This window comes from Nostoc sp. NOS(2021), assembly GCF_017115025.1.
Lineage (GTDB): Bacteria > Cyanobacteriota > Cyanobacteriia > Cyanobacteriales > Nostocaceae > Nostoc.
In genome coordinates, this window is sequence record NZ_JABXKM010000017.1 from 44,939 (window position 1) to 67,114 (window position 22,176).

Consider the following 22,176-nt stretch of genomic DNA (forward strand, 5'->3'; position numbering starts at 1 on the left):
GGGGACTGGGTGAAAAGTCTTTTTGTGTCTAAGTTGTATCATCTGTTGATGTCCTGACCACCTTGGCTGTTGCTATAATGCGAAATCAATTGTTCCAGGTAGGAGAGCGACTCCTTTACCAAGGAGTAATCCACTCCGAAATCAACCAAGCAGGCGATATCGTTAACACCGATCGCGATCGCTTCATCAATGACTTTCCTGCCGTCGTCCACAGTGCCGAAAATAGCTGCTGTTTTAACATACCGTTGATATGCGTAATCGAGTATTTTGGCCTTCTCTTTCGCTGAGACACCTTCATTCGTTACACCTCTTTCATCCAGTGCCTGTACGTGCGCGTCTAGAGAACTTTTGATATACGCCTTAAAGGGTGATTCAACAACCTTATGCACCAAGTCACGGCTTTCGTGAACCAACGTATGTAACATTAGGGTTACTATGCCTTCCTTGGGATCGTGACCCCCTTCCTTGCGTCCCTGACGATATAATGCGATCTTTTCTCGCATAGCTTCAAAGTTATTTCCGTAGAGCATGGTGAAAACGTTGTAGCCTTGACGACCTGCGTAGAAAAACCCGTGATCATTCTTTGTGATAAGCAGCCAGACGTTCAGTTCCTTTTGCAGCGGACGTGGATAAACCACAATCGGTATGAGTTCACCGTCCGGGCCGGGAAAGGCGACAGTTTCGCCACGCCAAAGCTTTTGCACCAGCGGAATCCACTCACTACAAATCTTGCGTCGTTCAGCATATTCTGCGGGCGCATAAATAAAATCCGGCTTGTTCCATCCCGACCCAAAACCAAGATCCACTCGTCCACCAGATAATATATCATTCATCGCCCACCACTCGACGATTTCAGCCGGATGGTGCAGAGGTAGGGAAATCCCGGCTGTTCTAAACCGAATACGGGTCGTCTGCGGAATCAAATAGGATGCCATCACCGCCGAATTGGCGAAGATGGAACCAAACTCGTAGAAGTGTCGCTCAGGTATGTAGATTGCCGTAAACCCTGCGCGATCGCCAAACACCGTGATGTCGCGCACGAATTCATATTTCTGCTTGTCCGTCACATCCTTCCTCACGTCAGAGAAAAACAGCAAGCTGAACGAAATTTGGTTCTTACTTTCCTTTTTACAGTTTGCAGTCGGGGGCTGTAGACCGAGCAGTTCTTCGATGGAAGTAGTCATGCTTTTTACAACTTATCTCTGGGTAATTAAGTGACGAGCAAGCAATGTAATCGTTGGATAGTCAATCAGCCACTGTGGCAGAATCTCTTGCTCCAACTGCTTCTCAAGCTTAATTGCCAATTGGGTTGCCGAAATGGAGTCTAATCCGTAGTTCTGGAAAGTCTGGTTGTAATCAATACTGCCTATCTTCAATACTTCCATCACTGCCTTCTGGAGCGCCTTGGCAATCAATTCACCGTGTACTGCCAGTGGCACTGGCTGCCGTTGCAAGCAGTCGGTCAAAAGCTTGACTGTCGGGAAGTCAAGGAGCCACTGGGGTGGCACTTCTTGTTGAAGACGTTTTTCCAGGCGAATTGCGAGTTGGGTTGCCGAAATGGAATCCAGCCCATAATCTTGAAACTTCTTGTTATCATCAATTCCCTTGAGTTTCAGAACCTGAGTTGCAACCTCTCGAATCACGTCGATGGCGGGTGCGTCTGGCTGGTTTGGTTGGGAGTCATTTGCAGCGTTGAAGGCGATCGCTTCATGGCTGTCGTTGTCGCAAGCTTTGGCAGTAGTTTGGGGAAACAACAGACGGTAAATGCGTTGAATCAGTTGCGGATCGAGCCTTTTGATTTCTGACAAACTGATGATCTTTGTGACGCATTCTGGGGCAATGAATCCTTGCTTCTGAACCAGAGATTCCCACTGCTCGATCTGGTGCTGGATGCTTGAAACCTCGGTCTGAGAATTGCTTGCAGAGCGATCGCGCGCAAAAAGCAGCGTGGGAGCAGCCTCACCAAACTTTGTTGGGTCTAGCTCAGTATTCAGAACCCAGGCTGCTTCCTTCTGCTGAAGCGCAAGTTCAAATAAGACCTTACCAACTTGGTTGGAATGTGTAAACAAGCCAATTTTATCAAGATTGTTCTGCATGGCTTTAAAGATACATGATGGTGCCCGTGCCGCCATTCCAGTTTCGTGCCAGTCCACCCAGGTAATTGACTTATAACCCCGTTTATGATTTTGAGTGTTTTGATAAGCCATGAACCAGTCAACATAAGCATTTGCCAAGGCGTAGTCGCAACTTCCCTTTGCGAACCGAGGGATTAATCCCGTCAATGAAGAGAAGGCCACGAAGAAGTCGAGGGTGTCGTTCGCAAAAACGGTGGCAAGTGCTTCGAGTCCTGCTATTTTGGGTTCGAGGACGGCAGCTATGCCAGCCAAATCTTTGGCTACGAAAGCGGGCTTTTTGAAGTCAGAAGTGATACCAGCACTGTGAATCACACCGATGATCGAACCAACCCGATCGCGAATTTCAGCAAAGAAGTTCGCTAACTGCTGAGGTTCGGTTAACGATCCCGTATATATGCTCAAATGCTCAACCTGGCGATCTAACGAGGCTAGCTTGCCAAGTTTCACCTTTAGGTGTTCAGAATATTGTTCGCGATCGTCCCCCCATTTTGTTTTGGGTGGTAGCGGGTTCAGTCCCATCAAGACGAGTTTCCTCGCGCCTTTGGCGACAAGATAATCGGCTATTTCCAGCCCGATTCCTCCCGTTCCGCCGCTGATCACGTAAACTCCGTCGCTACGAATCGAGAAATCCGCCCTTGGTTCTGCAAGTTCAGCTTCCAGGTATGGGACGAACCGTTCTTGCTGGCGATAACAAATTTCCGTTTCTTCCAGGTTAGCGGTAAGCTCTTGAGTGAGTGCCTGTTCGAGCAACCCTGGATTACGGAGCATCGCTGCATCAATATCGATATGTCGAGATGTGACGTATGCGTGTTCGGCACTCAGTACCTTGATCAGTCCGGCAAGTTTCGCTCCGGCAAGACTAATCGTATCTGAGCGGAAATGCTGCAACCCCTTTGTGACATATAATATGTCCAGATCGGAACTGACAGTTATCAGCCGTTGATAAAACGCAATTTTTCCCAGTGCATCTTGATCGCAATCCTTAGAACTTTCGTAGAGAGCGCTGAGATCGACAACGATGCGAATCCGCTCAAGTTGTGAAAGGATCGTCTTTGCACTTTCCAATCCGCAGGAGGAATCGCGAAAATCAAGTATCTGTCCTGATATCTGACGATTTCGGTAACAGTCATTATTTGCACAGTAGACAATCACAGCCTGTTGTTGACTGAATAAACGTTGCCCCAAATCGGCGGTTTCTTCGTTTACCAAAATCAGCATCCCGCCCTGAAAAGACGAGGTTTCTGTAGGTCGAACAGCGCCTTGTTTCCACTTTTTCTGGATCGAATAGGGGGGCTTTGATTTCTCCCCAGACTCTACAGGCTGGTATTTAGGGCGACGCAAAACGAATCGTTCGACTCCATCGTAGCGTACCCATTCCAATCTCGGCTGTTCATCCAATGGGTTGCGGCTCAACCATTCCCGCAGGAGAAGCTGATACTTCTCTGCACAGGATGTACCCTGCTGCACACTAATGATTCGACAATTGTTAGAGAGCGATGTTGCGATCGCGCCCGTCGCCGGATCGTTTTCTATATCTCCAAAACCTTCGGTATTGGCAGTTAGATAATATGTATCAAACAATCCTTGCTGGGATTTTAACCATTCGCCAAGGATCTCAAAATAGTTGCGTGCGGTATCATCTTTAGATTCCACGGCAAGAACAACATCGAATGGTTGCCCAATGGGAACAGTGGCGAGTGCGTCGAAGCTAAGACATTGCAAGTTTAGCGATCGCTCCAGCCCAACGGAAGCCTCAATTTGTCTCACAAGACTACAGATCCCTTCCTTGTCCCGATCGCTGGCGTAGACGATGACGATTTTTTGGTCTTGATAATCAGCAAAGCGATCACTCCACGGAATGTTCTCGGTAAGTGCTTCGGGAGTCCACTCAAGTTGACTGGCTGAGTCGAGACGATCGGCAAATTCTGATTTTTTGGCCGATAAATCCGCGATCGCTCCCATCTCTTTGCCAATCCAGTAACGCTCTCTGGCAAATGGATAGGTTGGCAGGCGAATCCGCTTTGGCGCTGTTACACCAGTGGTATAAATCTGCGTCCAGTCAATCGCCACACCTCGCACCCATAGTTCCATTACCTTGGAGTATTTTCGTTGAGACAACCAAGAATTAGTCGTCGTCACAATGTCACCATCAGCGGCAAATTTTATAAAATCTGAGGAATCCGATCCAACTAAGCCACAATAGATACCATCAAAACTTTTCAGGGGAGTAGATGCACTGCGGTCAAGAAAGCGGCGCAGTTTCTGCCCTACTTCAGTCAAGGTGTCAGCAACAAATCCTAGACGGGCATCCATCGGTTCGCGCCCCACTTGTAATGTGTACGCAAGGTCACATAGCCGATATCCCAAGGCGGTTGGCTGTTCGCCAGGTTGCGTTTGTGATTCCAGGTGTTTTAGCAGTTGTTCTGCATATTCCCACAGGCGCTGTTCGTTCCTAGCGGAAAGTATGATCGGATAAGGTTGAGCGGGTGCAACATCTGTGATAGCTGGATGTTGATCGCTCCGATTAACATATTCCTCAATGACCAGATGTGCGTTCGTACCGCTAAAGCCAAAACAGTTGATGGCAGCACGACGAGGCTCTGCATCAACAATCCAGTCTGTACATTCTGTATTGATGTAAAACGGGGAGCGCTCAAGATTGATGTGTTCGTTTAACGATTCATAGTTGATTGTCGGCGGGAGTTTTTTATTCCTGATGGCAAGCAGCACTTTGATCACCCCAGCCACCCCTGCGGCGGTGGCGAGATGACCGATGTTGCTTTTGAGCGACCCGATCGCACAAAACTTTTCTTTATTGGTGAACTCACGAAAGGTTTCGCATAACGCTTCTACCTCAATCGGATCGCCGAGTCGCGTTCCTGTACCGTGCGCCTCAACCAGTTGAATGTCTGCTGGCTGAATCCGAAACCGTTCGTAGACCTCTTTCTGCAATCGTTGCTGTGACTGTCCGTTAGGTGCTGTAATTCCATTGGTCTTGCCGTCCTGATTCACCCCCCAGCCTCGAATCACACCGCAGATGTTATCACCGTCTTTTTCGGCATCGGCAAGGCGTTTGAGTAACACGACGCCCACGCCTTCGCCCGGTACAAAGCCGTTAGCACGCTGATCAAAGGTGAAACATCTGCCATCGGGTGACAAGATACCAGCCTTGCTCATCATAATGTGCATTTCCGGCCCGGAGAGGACGTAGACTCCTCCAGCCAAGGCTGCATCGGAGTGACCCAGTACCAGGCTGTCGCAGGCGTTGGCTATGGCAACTAGGGATGCAGAGCAGGCTGTGTCGATCGCCATACAAGGCCCCTGGAGGTTGAGGAAATAGGAGATCCTTGCCGGGAGTAGTGCCGCAGAAGAGCCTAGCAATCCGAGAGCGTTCAACTCATATCGCTGCACAATCTTTCCATAGTCTCCGGTTTCGCAGCCTACAAATACGCCACACTTGCTGCCTGCAAAGGATGTGGGGTTATATCCCGCATCTTCAATGCATTGCCAGCTAGTTTGGAGAAACAGCCTTTGCTGGGGGTCCATAAATTCCGCTTCCCGTGGGGAAATATGGAAAAAGAGGGGATCGAACCGATCGATATCCTCCAACGCACCCATCGACTTGCAGTATGTCTTGTTTGCTGCATTCCTGTCCGGGTCATAGAAATCAGCAAGGTTCCAGCGATCGCTTGCTATTTCCGAGACACAGTTCCTGCCGTTGGCGATGTTCTCCCAAAACTCTGCTAAATTTTTCGCTTGCGGAAATCGACCTGCCATGCCGATAACAGCGATCGCGTCACTGCTATAAGAATTTCTGTCGGCAGGGGTAGGCAGAGACTGCTCCGGTATTTCAGTAGTGCTGAGTAATGTCGGGGCGTTTAGTCCGTGCTGAGTGCCCAATAGTACCCCATCGTTAAAACTAGGGGATTGAAGCAAGGATGTATTTTTTCTCATTTCTAACTCAGCACTTTTTTGGTGAGTTGACACTGTTTTGGGGGGAAGTGCCACCGCACCGTTGTTGGACTGCATTCTGGCAACGGTTTGCTCAATGTTGCGGGCAAAGTCCCTGAGTGTAGGATATTTATAGACATCCGTTGCTGGCACCGAAGATCCAAATAACTGATTTATCTTCCTCATCCACGTGACCGCAGTAATGGAATCCATCCCCATGTCAACAAACTTTGCCTCTTCGTCGATGTCGCTCGCTTCCATGAATAGTTCTTCCGCCAGAGATTCGGTGAGGATATTCAGAATCGATGGCGATGAGGGTAACTCTCTGTTTGATGGCATCGGAGCAGGCGGACAATTCTCAACGCGATCGCCAACGATCATCGCTTCGGGAGTGGCTGTCTGCTCCTTCAAACCATTGAGGACGTTGCTAGACTGCTGCACGTAGTTGGCGAATTCTCGCAGAGTTGGATAGCTGTAAACCTTCGTGGCGGGGAGAGAGAGATCGAACTTGACGTTGATGCGTTTGATCCACATGACCGCAGAGATGGAATCTAGTCCCAGATCGACAAACTTTGCATCTTCGTCAATTTCCTCGGCTTCTAAAAACAATTCCGCCGCGATCGTTTCTCTGAGTGTCTGGATAACGAGTTGGTTGGGGTGTGAATCCACAGACTTATCTTCCCAATCCCCAGTCCCTAGTTCAATACTCCGATCGAACCGTTCGTGAATGTTTTTCAGCACCTGGGATTGACCAACAAATGTCTTCTCGTGCATTGCCAACTCTTGCGTGTGAACCGTGTCCAACAAATCCCTTAGCCCTGCGGTTGCCTGGTTTTTTCGCTGAACAAGCTCGTTTTGGGAAAACTTGGCGAGATGATCAGCAAGCTTCAGGGCATAACCAAGAACTTGGCTACGAGGAAGCACAGGCATCGTGATACCTCGCCCTTTTAACTCGGCTCCCTTGTATTCTCGTCCTCCGAACAGAATTTCACGACTTAAGTTTGGCCCCAAACGTGCAGGAAAAATCAGCGTCGATCCCGCTCCAGGGGTAAAGCCGTACTGCATATAAGGAGTTTGATAGATGCTTTCTTCGCTGAATATGTTTACGTCACAGAACATCCCTAATGACCAACCGCCCCCGATCGCGTGACCCTGCATAGCTGCGATCGCAGGTAGGTGACATCGCAGGGGCAGGCTGTGAATATCGTTGTCGGTAAATCGCGCCCTGCCGTTATATATGTCTTGCAAGCCGCTTTTTGTTCCACCACACGCGAAGTATTGGTTGTAACCAATGAGTACGACAACTTTATAAGTGGGCACACTTTCAATATGCTCGAACGCTTGAGTTAATCCTTCGCTAAAGGCGTTGGAGAACATATTTTTATTGGCTGTATCGGCAAGCGTAACCTGCACAACGCCGTTCAAAAATCTATGGACGTGAACTACACCGCAGTACGTAGCCACTAAGGTAGGACTGTCAAGCCATTGGTCATTTTCCTCCACCATTCGTTTTAGATCCTGGTGGGTAAAGAATGGAACTGCCGACACGCCACTCAACCCGATATTGCTATTGGCTGGAGATGGGAAATAGGCATGACCCACCAGGCTTTGGACGCTACGTGATAGCTGTTTTTTCAATTCAATCAGCGAGCGTTGCGGTGAGTGAGAAATTTGACCTGCGAGATCGCGGGCAAGATCGTCGAGCCGATCGTCGGCAGCAACCAGGCAGTCCAGACCCATTTCTGCTAATGCCTGTCCGCTACACAGATGTGGCACAGCAAAAAATCGAGACGCGAATAATTTGCCAAATCGCTCCTCAATTATCGAGCGATCGCGATCGGTCAAACCTCGGTGACAAAACTGACCTGTTTCACGGAAGATGAGGAAATCACAGAGGCTAGCTAAGTTCCAACCCGATCCGCGAATATCACTTTTAAGTAACGCAATTAGAGGTAATTCTAACTCCAGGAGAAAACCAATCAACGCCCGCATGACTGGCACATCGTCGTGAGTTATGCTGCTGGAAAACAAGCCGCGATCGTCAACCAGCAATAAGACACGCACCTCGTCGCTCAAGGCGAGCGATCGCATCTTATCCCTTAGCTCAGTACTGAGCCTGGAAGCATCTAAGGGACGATCGGCGGCAGCGATCCTAATTTCGACTATTCCCTGAAGCTTAGGGGAAAGACTGAGAAAAGAGGACGTTACTTTGGTCTGCGGTATAAGTTCGGCTGGATCGCTCAGGCGAATCGGTTGTCGATTCCGGCGATTAACTCTGTCGCGCTGAACCTTGTCAGTGTCCACCAAAGTAATTAACTTCCTAGTTTTAGGTGAATCTACTGTCTGCTGTTGGTCGTTCAAATCAATGGCTTTGCTACTTTCTTCACCGCTTGCCGCCTGTGTATTTACTGTCGGAGTAATTTGGCTAGACTGGTTGTCTTCCAGTTCCAACCAATACCGTTTTCTGTCAAAAGAATAGGTTGGCAGCGAAATTCGCCGGGGGGAAATGGTCGATGTGCGACGAAGCCTTGACCAATCAATATTTACGCCTTTGACCCAGAGTTCCGCTAGACGAGGGTAACAGCCTTCTTCAGTCCAAGCTGTTATTTGTTTGAGCAAATCGGGGTCAGAATTCCACTTGAGAACTGTAGCTTTATCTTTACCAGCTAGCCCCACATAGCAGTCATCAATATCGGATTTACCTTTAATAAAAGCATCAAGTTTGGCGATCGCATCGGATTGCGAGTATACGATTATGGCAATCCGCGACTGTAGTGCCTCACGCCCCACTTGCAAGGTATAAGCTAGGTTTTGGAGATTCACCGCACCTGCTTCTAGAAACTGATGCAGTTTATTGGCGTATGCAGCCAAACGCCCGTTATTTCTCGCAGATAGCAGTATTAATACTGGTGCGTCACCGATTTCGGACTCGCTGGTTGGCTCCTCGTCGTATTCCTCCACAACAACATGGGCGTTGACACCGCCAGCCCCAAAGGACGATACGCCAGCGATGCGAGGGACTGTTTTCGTTTTTCCGTCTACTTCTACGATCGGTTGCGGCCAATGCTGAAGATGACGCTGCACGTAGAACGGTGTCTGAGGAAAGTCGATATTCGGATTAAGTTCGTCAGCGTGCAGACTTGGAACGAGTTGCTTGTGCCTGAGTTGCAAGATCGCTTTGGTCAAACCCGCGATTCCAGATGCCGCCTCCAGATGACCGACGTTGGATTTAACAGAGCCTATGGCGCAAAAGCTTGTGTCTTGAGTATGCCGTTGAAACGCCTTAGTCAGACCCGCAACTTCAATCGGATCGCCAAGTTCAGTTCCCGTTCCATGCGCTTCGATGTAGCTCACCTCTCTGGCATCGACCCCAGACTTTTCTAGCGCCTCAAACACTAGTTCTGCCTGTGCTTTGGGATTGGGCACTGTATAGCCGTTGGTTTTACCTCCATGATTGACATGAGTGCCGCGAATTACGGCGTAGATGTTGTCCCGATCGGCGATCGCTTGAGACAACGGCTTCAGTAATACCACCCCCACACCTTCGCCGGGAACAAAACCATTGCTGTGGTTGCCGAAACTCTTGCAACGACCATCTTTAGATAGCATTTTGCTGGCACACAGAATGTTGTAGCTGGATGGATGCAGATAGAGATTGACACCGCCAGCAAATGCGAGTTGCACTGAACCATTTTGAAGGTGTTGGCAAGCTTCATGCACTGCTGTGAGCGATGAAGAACACATGGTATCGATCGGCATACTAGGCCCGCGAAGATTCAGAAAATACGACAAGCGATTGGCGATCGAACTAAAAGATGTGTGGGGGTGTCCGATCTTACCTTGTCTCCAGAGTTCAGGTCCGTAGAGATCGAATCCGGTTCTGGTAACGCCGACAAATACGCCGACTTGCTGTTGATATTGGGATTCCAGCATCTGCCTGGTGTGACCGGCGTCCTCCAATGCTTCCCATGCCGCCTGAAGAAAAATTCGCTCCTGGGGATCGATGTTTACCACTTCGTGCGGGGAAATACCGAAGAACTGGGCGTCGAATTCCTTGGCATCATCCAGAAAGCTGCCCCACTTGCAATAGCTCTTACCAAGCTCGACTGCCTCTTCGACGTGAGGATGAAAATGATCTTCCCAAGACCAGCGATCGCGCGGAATTTCCGAAATACAGTCGGTTCCGGCTTTCAGACGCTCCCAAAAGGTGGACAGATCGTTAGCCATCGGATAGCGACCGCTGATCCCAATGATGGCGATCGCATCTGTGGTATTGCTTCTCGACCGAGCAGCTAATTGGGAAGTATTAGTAGCAAAAATCACGGCAGCAGGTTTGGCATCCGGCGATTCACTTGCTGCATTTGGATCTGGTGTAGCGGCAGATTCCCGATTATTACTTAGCTGCGCGATCAAGTCTGAGCGGCGGTACTCAGCGAAGTAGTTGACTAGTTCACCGAGAGTCTGTACTTCAAAAAGTAACGTGCTATGAATTCCTCCAAATTTTTCTTGTAGCGCACCTGTGATCTGCACAACTAGGATGGAATCAATTCCATAACTCTGGAACGGCTCATCAGCTTCGATTTGTGCTGGGTTCATGCGGAGTATTTTGGCTACTAGTTGCTGGAAAAACCGGGTGGCTTTTTGGCGGAGGCTGGTATCATCGGATTCGTCGATTGCACCTATACTGCTGACGCGAGAACTACTCTCAACAGTACGAGTCGCATTACCAACTGACGTGCGATTCTGCCGTACCAATCCATCACTCTCGGCGACGATCACCTGTTGTCCGAGCGATCGCGCGATCGCCACTGGGAACCAGGGACATTGAAACCCTTCTGTTTGCAGCACTCGCTCCCAAGAGTCAACTGACAACAGCGGAGTCCCCTCAATTCGCAACTCTGGGTCTTCATGTCGCCACCATCCCTCCAATAGCCCGAATGTGAGATGACCGAACAGCGTTTGGTCGCAAAGCTCATTGAGCAAAATCAAACCATTAGTTCGCAGACAAGCCTTTAAATTCCGCAGCGTTTGCCGAATATCACGAGTCGCGTGAAGCACGTTTGTGGCGATCGCGAAGTCATAAGTACCCGCTGCAATTTTCTGTCCTGCCAACGGCTGTTCAACGTCAAAGATCCCGATTTCAACAAACGGATGGTCAGGGATGAATTTCTCTTGGGCGTGCAAAAGAAATGCTCTGGAGATATCGGTGTAGCGGTATTCGCTAATGGTATCCTCAAATCCGGCTAATTTGGACAGCACGGCTTTTGTTGTTGCGCCTGTTCCCGCACCAATTTCTAATATCCGCAGCTTTGTGCGTGGATCGTGCCTCAACCGCGCCTCGATCGCCGACCGTAGCGATTTTGCCAACACTTCGTTAAAATAATCCGCAACAGAATTGTCACGATAAATACCTTCGACAATCTGTAGGGAACCATTCGGGAACAGACTGTCCGTCCCTCGCTTCTGCCCGGATAGAATTTCTGGCAACGCCCGAACGCAGGTCTCAACTAAGGAAAACGCCCGCTGTTTGCTGTCGGCTTCTGGCCAGTTGTCCCTAGCCTCCTTCCAGGCTTGCCAAACTATGTTCGGGGATTCGAGTCCAGCCCCCGCTTCGTTTTGTGCAAGAATCGACCTACTAGCTGCCAGCCATTTTGCGTAGAAGTCAGGTACACTACCAGACGAATGCAGGTTTAGTGCATTGAGGCTAGTTCGCAGCAGGCGGATTAAAAGCGGCTGCATCTGTTTGCATTGAAAGATGCTATCCGCCTGTAGTTGCCCGACCAATTGGTTCGGCGCATCAATGTCGCGACGAATCTCGTGCATGACTGACGGCGCAACTTCCTCGAAGCTAACAACAAATTCGCCCCCGTCGTACCAATCGATTGCCTCGACACTTGCGCTCTTAATTAAAGCAAGCTGATTCAAGCGATTGTTGCTCACTAGGCACTCTAAAGCCTGCATCGACTCCCTAGACTCTAGAAGTCCGATGCCACGTTGTTTAAGGCGAGTCTTAGATGCCTGGGAGATTCTGTCTCCGGTGCCGATCGCCCAATGCCCCCAATGAATCACCTTGACTGGGCAGTTCCAACGGCTGGCGAGGCACTGGGAAAAGGCATCCTTAAAGGCGCAGCCTGCGGCATAACCACTCAGTCCGCCGCTTTGTGACAGCGCCTCAATGGAGGAGAAGAATAAAACAAAATCCAAATCTTCGGTGTGAAAGACCTGAGCCAGCCGCACGCTCACGTCTACTTTGGCAGACAAAACTGTGCGGAGTCTGGCTTCGTCTGTGTCGTTGAAACTGCGATCGAAAAGACCCACCGCTGCATGAACGACACCCTGCACCTGGCCGAACTCATGTTTAATCTGTTCATAGGCGTGCTGAAGTTCCTCCTGACTTGTTGCGTCTGCCGAAATATATCTCGGCATTGGCCCCAAGTTAGCGATCGCCTCTAGTTTCTGCTGAATTGTCTCATTCAATGGGCTGCGACCAATCCAAACGATCTGCGCTCGATATTTTTCGCTCAGATATCGGCTCCATACCTCGCCCAAACCTCCGGCACCACCGATGACTACGTATACACCGCCGGCACGATAGGCCGATCGACCAGGTTCTGACAAAAATAGCTTTGCCAGGATCGGTTTGTACCATTTGCCGTCCCGCCACGCCAGCGATCGCACATCCGAATCAAAGGGGACGAACATTTCTGGCACTGGCCATTTATATGATGTATCTGCGGGTGAAGCCATATCCAGCAGACGAAATTTCCATTGGGGAAATTCTTTGGCTATACTGCCGATAAATCCATGAATACCCGCTTGGGTGGGATCGGGATCTTCACCACAAAAGACCGCTTGACTTTGTAGTGCGATCGCAGTCCATTGCAGCCCTTCGTTTCCATAAATAACCGCCGCCGCCTTGAGCAAACGGTAAACTTGTAGAAGACCACCTGCTTGATTAACCAGAAGATTCTCAGGAAAGTCATGTCTGGCCGAATTACTGGCTCCGACCCAGATAATGTGAGCAATCCGCCCCAGCAGCTTGAGTTGCTCAACGAGATCGTGGACATCCGCATCAGTGGCGATCGCCATAAATTCGCATCGCGCAAAATACCTTTGCAAAACCTGCTTTTGCTCAGGGATGCCACCGATAATCACCGTCTTACCGTCGGGCATCTTCGAGTCAGATTTTTCGTAGTTTGAAATGTCTACTGGTTGCCAAACCAGCTTCAGCGTAAACAGTTCCGCCTCAGAAGCAGACTGTTCATCAGCTTGTTCTGGCTTGACAGAAGCATTGGCATCTGGCAAAGCCGACTCTTGTAGTGACATTGTGCCTGGAAGCCAAAACCGATTCTTCGCAAAAGGATAGGTCGGCACAGAGAACCGCCAATGTTTTAAGGATGCCGTCGGCAATTGATTTCCATTCAGCAAACACCAGTCCAGGGAAACTCCGGCGACCCAAAGAGCTGCCAACTGCTCCCAATCTCGCCCTGCGATCGCTGCTTGAATCACCTGTTCTCCCAAAGTCCCCCGAATTAAAGTCTTAACCTCACGACTAGGATGCTTGATGTTGCCTTGAAAACCCGATTCGCCTATATCTGGAAATTGACGCAACTTATTAACCAGGTCAACGCGACTTGCGGCTACCACAGCCAGCCGTTCCTCGAATGCCTGCCTGTGGCTTTGCAGAAACCGAGTCAGTTCTACCAAGGAGCATTGCTCGTCAGGGAGCGAACTGAGCCACTGCTCAAATTGCTTGACATAATTCCTTAGCTGTGCAATATTCTGAGCCGACAGCACGAAAAGAAACGGTTCAGAAGTTCGGTCATCCACCTTTTCAACAGGTCGCGCCCAAGATTCCCCAACAAGCTTGGCCGAAGTTGGGGAATCCTGGCCGCTCCGGGACTGGGTACTCTTTACTGGGGACTCGGCAAGAAATTTCTTCTCGTGCGAACGCTGCGCGAACAAGATTTGGTTGGGGTCTGAATCCACAGACTTATCTTCCCAGTCCCCAATCCCTAGTCCCCAATCCCCAGTCCCCAATTCAACGCTGCACCCTACGTCATACTCTTCCACCACAACGTGAGCATTTGCACCTCCAGAGCCGAAACTACTTACACCAGCCCGTCGGGGAATAGATTCATTGGGGCGATCCCACTTCTGATGTTGATCCACAACATAAAACGAGCTGCCGGAGAGATTGATATGACGATTCAAATGTCCGAAATGCTGATTTGCAGGCAGTTCTTGATGTTGGAGGCATAGCACGACTTTCAGCAGACCTGCTATGCCCGCAGCCGCCTCCAAATGCCCCAGGTTGGTTTTGAGCGAACCCAGACCGCAGGAGATCGCGACTTGGGGAGTCTCACTCCATTCCGAAAAAGCTTGTTGAATTCCCTGGATCTCAATGGGATCTCCTAAGGCTGTGCCCGTTCCGTGGGCTTCGATAAAACTAATCGTGTTAGGGTCTACACCAGAGGCTTTCCAGGCATTGGTTAAGAGTGCTGCCTGCTGTTGCGGATTCGGTACGGTGAGACCGGCGGACTGTCCACCATGATTCGAGGCTGACCCCTTGATCGTCGCATAAATTAGATCGCCATCTGCTTTTGCCTGATGCAATTGCTTGAGGAGAAACATCACAGCGCCTTCACTGCGAACGTACCCGTCTGCGCGATCGTCAAATGTCTTGCACTTGCCATCATGCGCCAACATACCAGCCTTGTAATATGCAATACTGTTAGCTGGATGGCTCATGATATGTATGCCGCCCACAAGTGCTTGTAAGCACTCACCTGCTCGGATAGATTGAACCGCCTGATGCACTGCCATCAGCGAACTGGAACACGCCGTATCAATGACGATGCTTGGGCCTCGCAAATCAAAAAAGTAAGAGATGCGATTTGCCAGCGCCGCCAACGACGTGCCCGTTGCAACGTGAGCTTCTATCGGAATACCTACCCGCTCCATTACCCGACAGTAATCAGAGCCACTAGCACCCACAAAAACTCCCGTACTGCTGCCAGCTACTTTGTTCGCAGTGATGCCAGCGTTTTCTAGTGTTTGCCAAGCTAATTCCATGAGGATTCGCTGTTGCGGGTCCATGCTCTGAGCTTCGATCGCACTGATGCGGAAAAAGCCAGCGTCAAACAGATCGATTTGGGATAAAAAACCACCCCAATCGATACCTTGGTGCTTGCCTTCTGGGTCGATGTCCCTAGGCCATTGCCAACGTCCTTCTGGAAGTTTCTCAATCACTGAACCACCGTTTTTGAGCAGATCCCACAGCGATTCTGGATTGTTAATGCCACCGGGGAGCCGACAGGCTAACCCAACAATGGCAACCGCGTCGTCCGAGTCGGTTGCTTCGGTTCGCCACGATCTTGCTGATTTGGGAGTAGTCGTCAACAAAGTATCTGTAGGGGCGACGAATGGGGACGCGACATTTTGATTCTGCGTTACCGAGAGTGTCTGCTTCTCGATCAGAAACATCAACACCTTTTCGGGCGTGGTGTAGCTGAAGAAGAAGGCTGGGTCTAAATTAAGCCCGAAGCGATCGCTGATTTGTTCGCTGAGAATCAGCAAATCGACTGAATTAAGACCCATCTCCATCAAGGGACGATCAAACTTGTATCCACTCCGTTTTTCATCACCCAGACAGGACTGAACCGTTGCTTCCAAAAATGCAGTAGCCAACTCGGTGTCCCATGCTTGTGGTTCAACATCCCACTTTGCTGCGTCATTAATCCGTTGATCGTCACGTCTACGCTGATCAATTGGATAGCGAACGAGTACCCCATGCCCCTGATTGTTTAGATCCAATGGTCTATAATTTTCCACAATACACTCAATGTTCGCGCCGTGTAGTTCGTGAAACCTCAAAATTGGATCGATTAGCTTACCACGGACATTGCGCTGCCGGATGTACTTTTCAAAGGAAAACTCGTGGCGATGGAACTCCTTGCACAACGTGACCGCCACGACAGACTCGATACCATCGATCGCGCTGCACCGCTGAAGCATAAACTCCAGTAACTGATCCCCAAGTCTCCTCTCCTGAACTTCGGGAAGAATGTTTACCGCCAGCAACTGGACAATAGAACCGTCCTGGGAATGCAACTCGGAGACTCGATTTGCGGTTATGGTTTGAATTTGATCGGCACTTTCAATCCGCTGTGAGTAGATAGCCCCGACGACTTTGTAATTATTATCAGAATCGGGCAACTCCAGCACTAACTGTCCTTCAGGATAATTGTTCAGGCGATCGACCAAGTTGGTAGATGTAGCTTGCAACTCGATCGACCAACATTCCTTTTCCAGTTGCACTAGTGCGGGCAAATCTGATAAGCGAGTGTGGCGAATGCGATAGTCCGCTTTCTTAAAATGCACGACCGATGTATCAATTGGATATGTCAGTTGGCTAGCTGGAAATAACCCAACATTAGCTGCCAGTATCAGGAAAGATTCAGCACCGATATCGCTGGTTTTGGGAACCGCCTCGTTTGGCAAGTTCTTGAAGTCGTGGCTTAAATAATTGATGTCCTTAATCAATTGCAGTAAGACAGGGTGAGATTGGCAAATCATGAGTCCGTGACGACCCACGACGTTGCTCCACTGGCTCAACATCTGCCTGTTATATTCGGTTATGTGCCTGATGTCGCTTAAGTCAGATTCTTCATCGTTGAGATGGTAAACGGACTGAACGAACAAGATATCTTGTTTGTTCGCAGTTATTCGACCGTCCAGTTCACGCAATATCTGCTCTGGGCAATTCAAAGGCATTGAAATGACATCAGCGGGGATATCTCCAAGGTTACGAGTTGCAGTCCGAATTAAATCTGGGCATTGCTCAATACCAACTAGTGTCAGATCATGCTCATCCAGAACATTACCGCGAAGACTATGATCTCGAATCCATAAGTATATCTGTTGTAGCAGTAGACCATTACCGCAGCCCAGTTCAACAATAACTCTGGGTTGCTCCTTGAAGTTCGGAGCATTAAAAATTGACAGAATGTGATTTTTAAAAATCGGCCATAGCTCAAAGTGGCCTTTTTCTACCATTTTTCTACCTGGGCTACAAGTCATACTGCCTAACCAGTACAAGCTTTTCATACTATATTATTAAGTACACTAACATGAAAGTTTATAATTACCTCACGAAAAATTCATGTGTCTGTATACAGTTAAATTTAATATGCTCTGTACTGAATGGCACTAAGAAAAGCTCTAAGCTATGGAGAACAAGGGTTATAGCTTTTAATGCCATTGAGCAGTAATTATCGCTCTTTAAAGAAACACTTTGCGTAAAGGTTAAAAAAAGCTTGGCATTCTCAGTTCTGAAAACGAAGTTTTGAGTTCTGAACACGAAGTACGATAAATAATCATGCACTACCGATCGCTACAGCCGGATTAGTGCGAGATTAGGTGGAGGTTCAATAATGTTTGAAATCAGCAGGCGACGGAGTAACCCCAAGTGGAACATCACCGAAGAGTTGGCTGGGTATATGTTCATGATGCCCACCATTCTGGTCTTAGGGACTTTTGTAGTCTTACCCATTCTCTACGCCGTTTTTCTTTCCTTACAAAAAGTTCAACTCCTTGGCGGTATTGAGTACGAGTTCATCGGTTTTCGGAACTTCACGCGATTAGCTGAAGATCAAAGGGTTTGGATTGCTTTGAGAAACACAGCCGAATATGTAGCCATTGTTGTGCCAACTCAAACTATCCTGGCTTTAATTCTGGCGGTAACTCTGAATTCGGGGATTCGCGGTAAAAACTGGTGGCGCATCCTCTACTTTTTGCCCACAGTAACTTCTTCAGCAGTGCTGACGCTCATCTTCATGTGGATTTATAACACTGATGGGCTACTAAACGATTTTCTCGCTTTTGTGGGACTACCTACTTATAACTGGTTGGGTGATCCAGCAGTTGCGCTCAAAGGCATTATGATCATGAACATTTGGTCAACCGCGCCGTTTTTCATGGTGATTTATCTGGCGGCGTTGCAAGATATACCCCAAACACTTTATGAGGCGGCGGAACTCGATGGCGCAAATGGATGGCAGCAATTTATCCACATTACTCTTCCCTTCCTTAAGCCTGTAACCTTCTTTGTGGTAGCAGTGGGGGTAATTGGGACTTTTCAACTTTTTGACCAGTCTTACATCTTCTCTGGCGGTACTGGCGGGCCAAACAACGCTACCTTAACTGTGGTGCTGCTAATTTACCAAGCTGTGTTTCGGAATTTACAAATGGGATATGCAGCCGCGATCGCATTTTTGTTAGCAGCAGTGATCATTGCCATCACTTTAATTCAGCGGCGACTTTTTGGAGGTGAACGGATTTGACTAACATCTCTGGCTTCTCCTGGCTCAAAGCCCTGTTGTACATCTTGCTGACACTCTATGCGATCGTTACCATAATTCCCTTTCTCTGGGCACTTTCAGCATCATTTAAGCCGCTATCAGAGATTGTCAGTGGTGAACCCAACTTTTTCCCCAAGAATTTTACTCTCGATAACTACAAGCAAATCTTTCTCCAAGAACCGCTATTTTGGCGCTGGTTGTTCAACAGTGTGGCGATCGCTGTCAGCGTCACGCTTTTAAATTTGTTGTTAAATTCAATGGCTGGTTATGCCTTGGCAAGACTGCGCTTTGTAGGCAAGCGCTTTTGGTTCTTCCTAATTTTGACAGTACTGGCAGTACCGGCGCAAATCACCCTAATTCCAACATTTTTGATTTTGAAAGCGATCGGCTGGCTAAATTCTTACCAAGGCATGATTGTGCCTAGCATGGTCAATGCTACTTTTATCTTCATGATGCGGCAATTTTTCGTTAATTTTCCTAAAGAACTAGAAGAAGCCGCTCAACTGGATGGCTTAAATACCTTTGGGATATTCCGACATATTGTCTTACCTTTGGCAAAACCAGCACTAGCAGCGCAGGCGGTTTTTGTGTTCATGGGGAGTTGGAATAATTTTTTACTGCCTATAGTTATCCTCTTTGACCCAGAAATGTTTACCCTCCCCTTGGGGCTGAACACCTTCAAAGGTCAATACATCAGCTATTGGAACTACATTATGGCGGCTTCTATGGTCTTTACCCTACCAGCTTTAGGCATTTACGCCTTTTTTAATCGTTACTTTATTCAAAGCGTCACCTTTACCGGGGGAAAAGGTTAATAGGCATTAGTCATTCTCCCCCATCCCAATGCCTCATGCCCAATGCCCAATGCCCCATGCCCCATTCCCTAAACAGTATTTTGGGCAACAAATTGCACTCCTAACGTGATATTGGTATTACAGCGACTCAATCTCTATCTATCAGTTAATAAGCATTATGGGTTTTGCAGACCTATCAATCGCAGAGATAGCAGCCGACTACAGCGTTCCTGTAGAAAAAGTGTTTTCTCTGTGCAACCAACTGGGAATCGCCTACAAACACCAAAAGACCCGTTTGGCGTTAGAAGATGCAAAGGCAATTATTTCCCAAATATCGTCTGAAATACGCCCAAAAGGTACTAGCGACTCGGTGGGTGATCACGAGGTCACCTGAAGGGTTATCTCGGCTTTGGCTAATCACTGATAGCTAATGACAAAAAACAATGAGTCATTAGCAATTAGCAGCTTGGAGATTGAGAATCGCTTTCTTAGCTGTGTTGAGCGTCAAAATCTTTAAGGGGAAACATGTTTAGAAGACTAATTGGCGTTGTTGTGGTTACTGTTTTACTCTCGTTTCAGTTGATTGTCGGTAGCGCGACAGCAGTGGAACTGGATGAAGCTACCCGAACAGTACCATTAAATACTCAAGGTGATACCGTCGTACTCAGCCTTAAACAAGTCAAAGAAGGCAAACGCTTATTTAATTACGCTTGCGCCCAATGTCATGCTGGTGGAGTTACCAAGACAAACCAGAACGTGGGACTGACTCCAGAGGATCTGGCACTGGCAACACCCAACCGTAACAACGTTGAAGGCTTAGTGGATTACCTGAAAAATCCCACTACTTACGACGGGGAAGAAGAGATTTCCGAAATACACCCCAGTATCAAAAGCGCAGATATTTTCACAGCAGTGCGAAATCTGACGGATGATGACTTGGAGGCGATCGCCGGTCATATTCTTTTACAACCCAAAATCGTTGGCACTAAGTGGGGAGGCGGAAAAATCTATTACTAAATCCTTGAATTACTACTGAGTCATTGGGAATAGGGCATAGGGAATAGGGAAAAATCCATTCCCCATTCCCTATTCCCCAGTTTTCACCAAACTTTAGCTGCTTTCGTTCTCACAGCAGCACAAAAGGTTCCTGGTTAGGGCACGGAAAATTTTTGAAAAGTCAGGATATTCCCAAAGAAAAAATAAAAATCTCTTATTTTACTGTTTACCTTTCTTCACAGGCTTTTTGTGCTATGGCAGTCTAGTATTTATTACTGATTGCACAGCTTTTTGCAATAAATTGCTCCCCATTCTTAAAAAAAAAATGTATCTATGACAGATTGTCATATTTGGCGTTGATTTTATTTAAAATGAGAAAGGAAAAAAATTGTTTGTTAGGAGAGAGCCATGAAATTGATTTCGGCAAGCTGGCGACGCCTTAGTTTAGCTGTGTTGACAATCCTTTTAGTTGTTAGCAGCTTCGCTGTTTTTACTCCCAGCGCTGCGGCTGAAACTTACAAGGTGAAATTAGGCAGCGATAAAGGACTGCTAGCATTTGAACCGAAAAAGTTGACAATTAAACCAGGTGACACAATTGAATGGGTGAACAACAAAGTTCCTCCCCATAATGTTGTGTTTGATGCTGCTAAAAACCCCACGAAAAGCGCTGATTTAGCAAAATCTCTGTCTCATAAGAAGTTGCTTATGAGTCCTGGTCAAAAGGAAACAACCACCTTCCCCGCAGACGCACCTGCTGGTGAATACACCTTCTACTGTGAACCTCACCGTGGTGCTGGCATGATTGGTACAATCACTGTCGAAGGCTAGAAACACCGTTGTTTGACACAAGATGATTTCTCCGTGAAATTAGCTCATAGCAACACGCCACACTTCTAGAGTGACGCACACAATCGATAAATAGCGGTAACGAGTCCTATCCCCGCCTAAGACGCTAAGTAACCTGTAGCGATTGAGGGGTGAACTCGTTACCGCCAATTTTGATCAAATTTGACTTAATCAGGGATTAATCGCGTTTATACTCTTGCTGGAGGCTTGTTGCGAGGAAATTTTCTTGAGAATACTTTTATTAATTCTACTGTTAGCGATCGCCCTATTCAAATTGACATTCATTAGTCCAGCATTAGCTGCCGAAACATCTAACGGTGCTAAAATTTTCGAGGCTAACTGCGCTTCTTGCCATATAGGTGGCGGTAACATCCTGATTAGCCAGAAAACCTTAAAAAAGGAAGCATTGTCAAAGTACCTAGAAAATTATAATCGCGACTCAATCCAGGCGATTATCCACCAAGTGCAAAATGGTAAAAATGCCATGCCTGCCTTTAAAGGCAAGTTAAATTCTGAGGATATTCTGGAGGTAGCTGCTTACGTTTTTCAGAATGCAGAACAAGGCTGGTAAAGTAGCTATACCGTCTACTTATTGTCGGGTGGGCGTTTTTCGCTGCCTTTAATTAACGTGAGTTCGATGAACCTCTCCCGGACAGCCTCCCTCTCCGAAACGGAAAGGGAGGAGCAACGAAAAATTAAGCTTTTTGCTCCCCTCTGGGCGTCGGAGAGGGGCTGCTCTTGAGAGGTCAAATAAGACTTGTCGAACTCACGTTAATTACTGGCGGGCGAAACGCCCAACCCATAACATTGGAGAATTTATTTGTTGGAAATCCCTCAGTGCATTTCCTTCTTAGAACTTTCTAACGAACTTCAAAGTTAGTTAAGCTGTTGCGCCTTTAATTTGCACTAATATTTTTTCAACATGGTTGTGGGGTGGGCATCTTGCTCGCCCTGATTGTGCAAGTTGTATACATAACAGCTTATATATATATGACGAACTAGCGATCGCCAGTTTGTCAATTGCTAAAAACGATATTTTATATCATGTCCGCTTGATTACTTATTAAACCCGAAGAACCCCACCCCGCCAAA

8 protein-coding genes are annotated in these 22,176 nt (G+C 48.0%); 6 read left to right on the forward strand and 2 right to left on the reverse strand.

The genetic code is table 11. From position 1 onward, the window contains the following. Positions 1-38: 38 nt before the first annotated feature. Positions 39-1,184: a MupA/Atu3671 family FMN-dependent luciferase-like monooxygenase gene (locus HWQ41_RS00760; protein ID WP_292758894.1), complete on the reverse strand. Its 1,146-nt coding sequence runs from the start codon at positions 1,182-1,184 to the stop codon at positions 39-41. Positions 1,185-1,196: 12 nt separating this feature from the next. Then, positions 1,197-17,195: an SDR family NAD(P)-dependent oxidoreductase gene (locus tag HWQ41_RS00765; protein ID WP_292758918.1), complete on the reverse strand. Its 15,999-nt coding sequence runs from the start codon at positions 17,193-17,195 to the stop codon at positions 1,197-1,199. A 326-nt stretch (positions 17,196-17,521) separates the two neighbouring features. On the opposite strand from HWQ41_RS00765, the gene HWQ41_RS00770 reads away from it, so the two are divergent. From HWQ41_RS00770 to petJ, 6 genes are all read left to right on the forward strand, one after another. Beyond that, positions 17,522-18,430 (forward strand): carbohydrate ABC transporter permease, encoded by a 909-nt coding sequence (locus HWQ41_RS00770; RefSeq protein ID WP_292758921.1) that lies wholly within the window; start codon positions 17,522-17,524, stop codon positions 18,428-18,430. Further along, positions 18,427-19,263: a carbohydrate ABC transporter permease gene (locus HWQ41_RS00775; RefSeq protein WP_292758924.1), complete on the forward strand. Its 837-nt coding sequence runs from the start codon at positions 18,427-18,429 to the stop codon at positions 19,261-19,263. Before HWQ41_RS00770 ends, HWQ41_RS00775 begins: the two co-directional genes overlap by 4 nt. A gap of 157 nt (positions 19,264-19,420) precedes the next feature. Beyond that, positions 19,421-19,636 (forward strand): hypothetical protein, encoded by a 216-nt coding sequence (locus tag HWQ41_RS00780; RefSeq protein ID WP_292758927.1) that lies wholly within the window; start codon positions 19,421-19,423, stop codon positions 19,634-19,636. Between the two features lie 131 nt (positions 19,637-19,767). Next, complete coding sequence (gene psbV, locus HWQ41_RS00785) at positions 19,768-20,259, forward strand: photosystem II cytochrome c-550 (protein WP_292758930.1); 492 nt, start codon at positions 19,768-19,770, stop codon at positions 20,257-20,259. A gap of 387 nt (positions 20,260-20,646) precedes the next feature. Continuing rightward, the gene (gene petE, locus HWQ41_RS00790) at positions 20,647-21,066 is read left to right on the forward strand and encodes a plastocyanin (RefSeq protein WP_292758933.1); all 420 of its coding nucleotides are present in this window, start codon (positions 20,647-20,649) and stop codon (positions 21,064-21,066) included. A 244-nt stretch (positions 21,067-21,310) separates the two neighbouring features. Next, complete coding sequence (gene petJ / locus HWQ41_RS00795) at positions 21,311-21,655, forward strand: cytochrome c6 PetJ (protein WP_292758936.1); 345 nt, start codon at positions 21,311-21,313, stop codon at positions 21,653-21,655. Positions 21,656-22,176 lie beyond the last annotated feature (521 nt).

Bases quoted from the DNA above. Each gene is read 5' to 3' on its own strand.
- HWQ41_RS00760 (WP_292758894.1), bottom strand. From the start codon at position 1,184: ATGACTACTTCCATCGAAGAACTGCTCGGTCTACAGCCCCCGACTGCA.
- HWQ41_RS00765 (WP_292758918.1), bottom strand. From the start codon at position 17,195: ATGAAAAGCTTGTACTGGTTAGGCAGTATGACTTGTAGCCCAGGTAGA.
- HWQ41_RS00770 (WP_292758921.1), top strand. From the start codon at position 17,522: ATGTTTGAAATCAGCAGGCGACGGAGTAACCCCAAGTGGAACATCACC.
- HWQ41_RS00780 (WP_292758927.1), top strand. From the start codon at position 19,421: ATGGGTTTTGCAGACCTATCAATCGCAGAGATAGCAGCCGACTACAGC.
- psbV (WP_292758930.1), top strand. From the start codon at position 19,768: ATGTTTAGAAGACTAATTGGCGTTGTTGTGGTTACTGTTTTACTCTCG.
- petE (WP_292758933.1), top strand. From the start codon at position 20,647: ATGAAATTGATTTCGGCAAGCTGGCGACGCCTTAGTTTAGCTGTGTTG.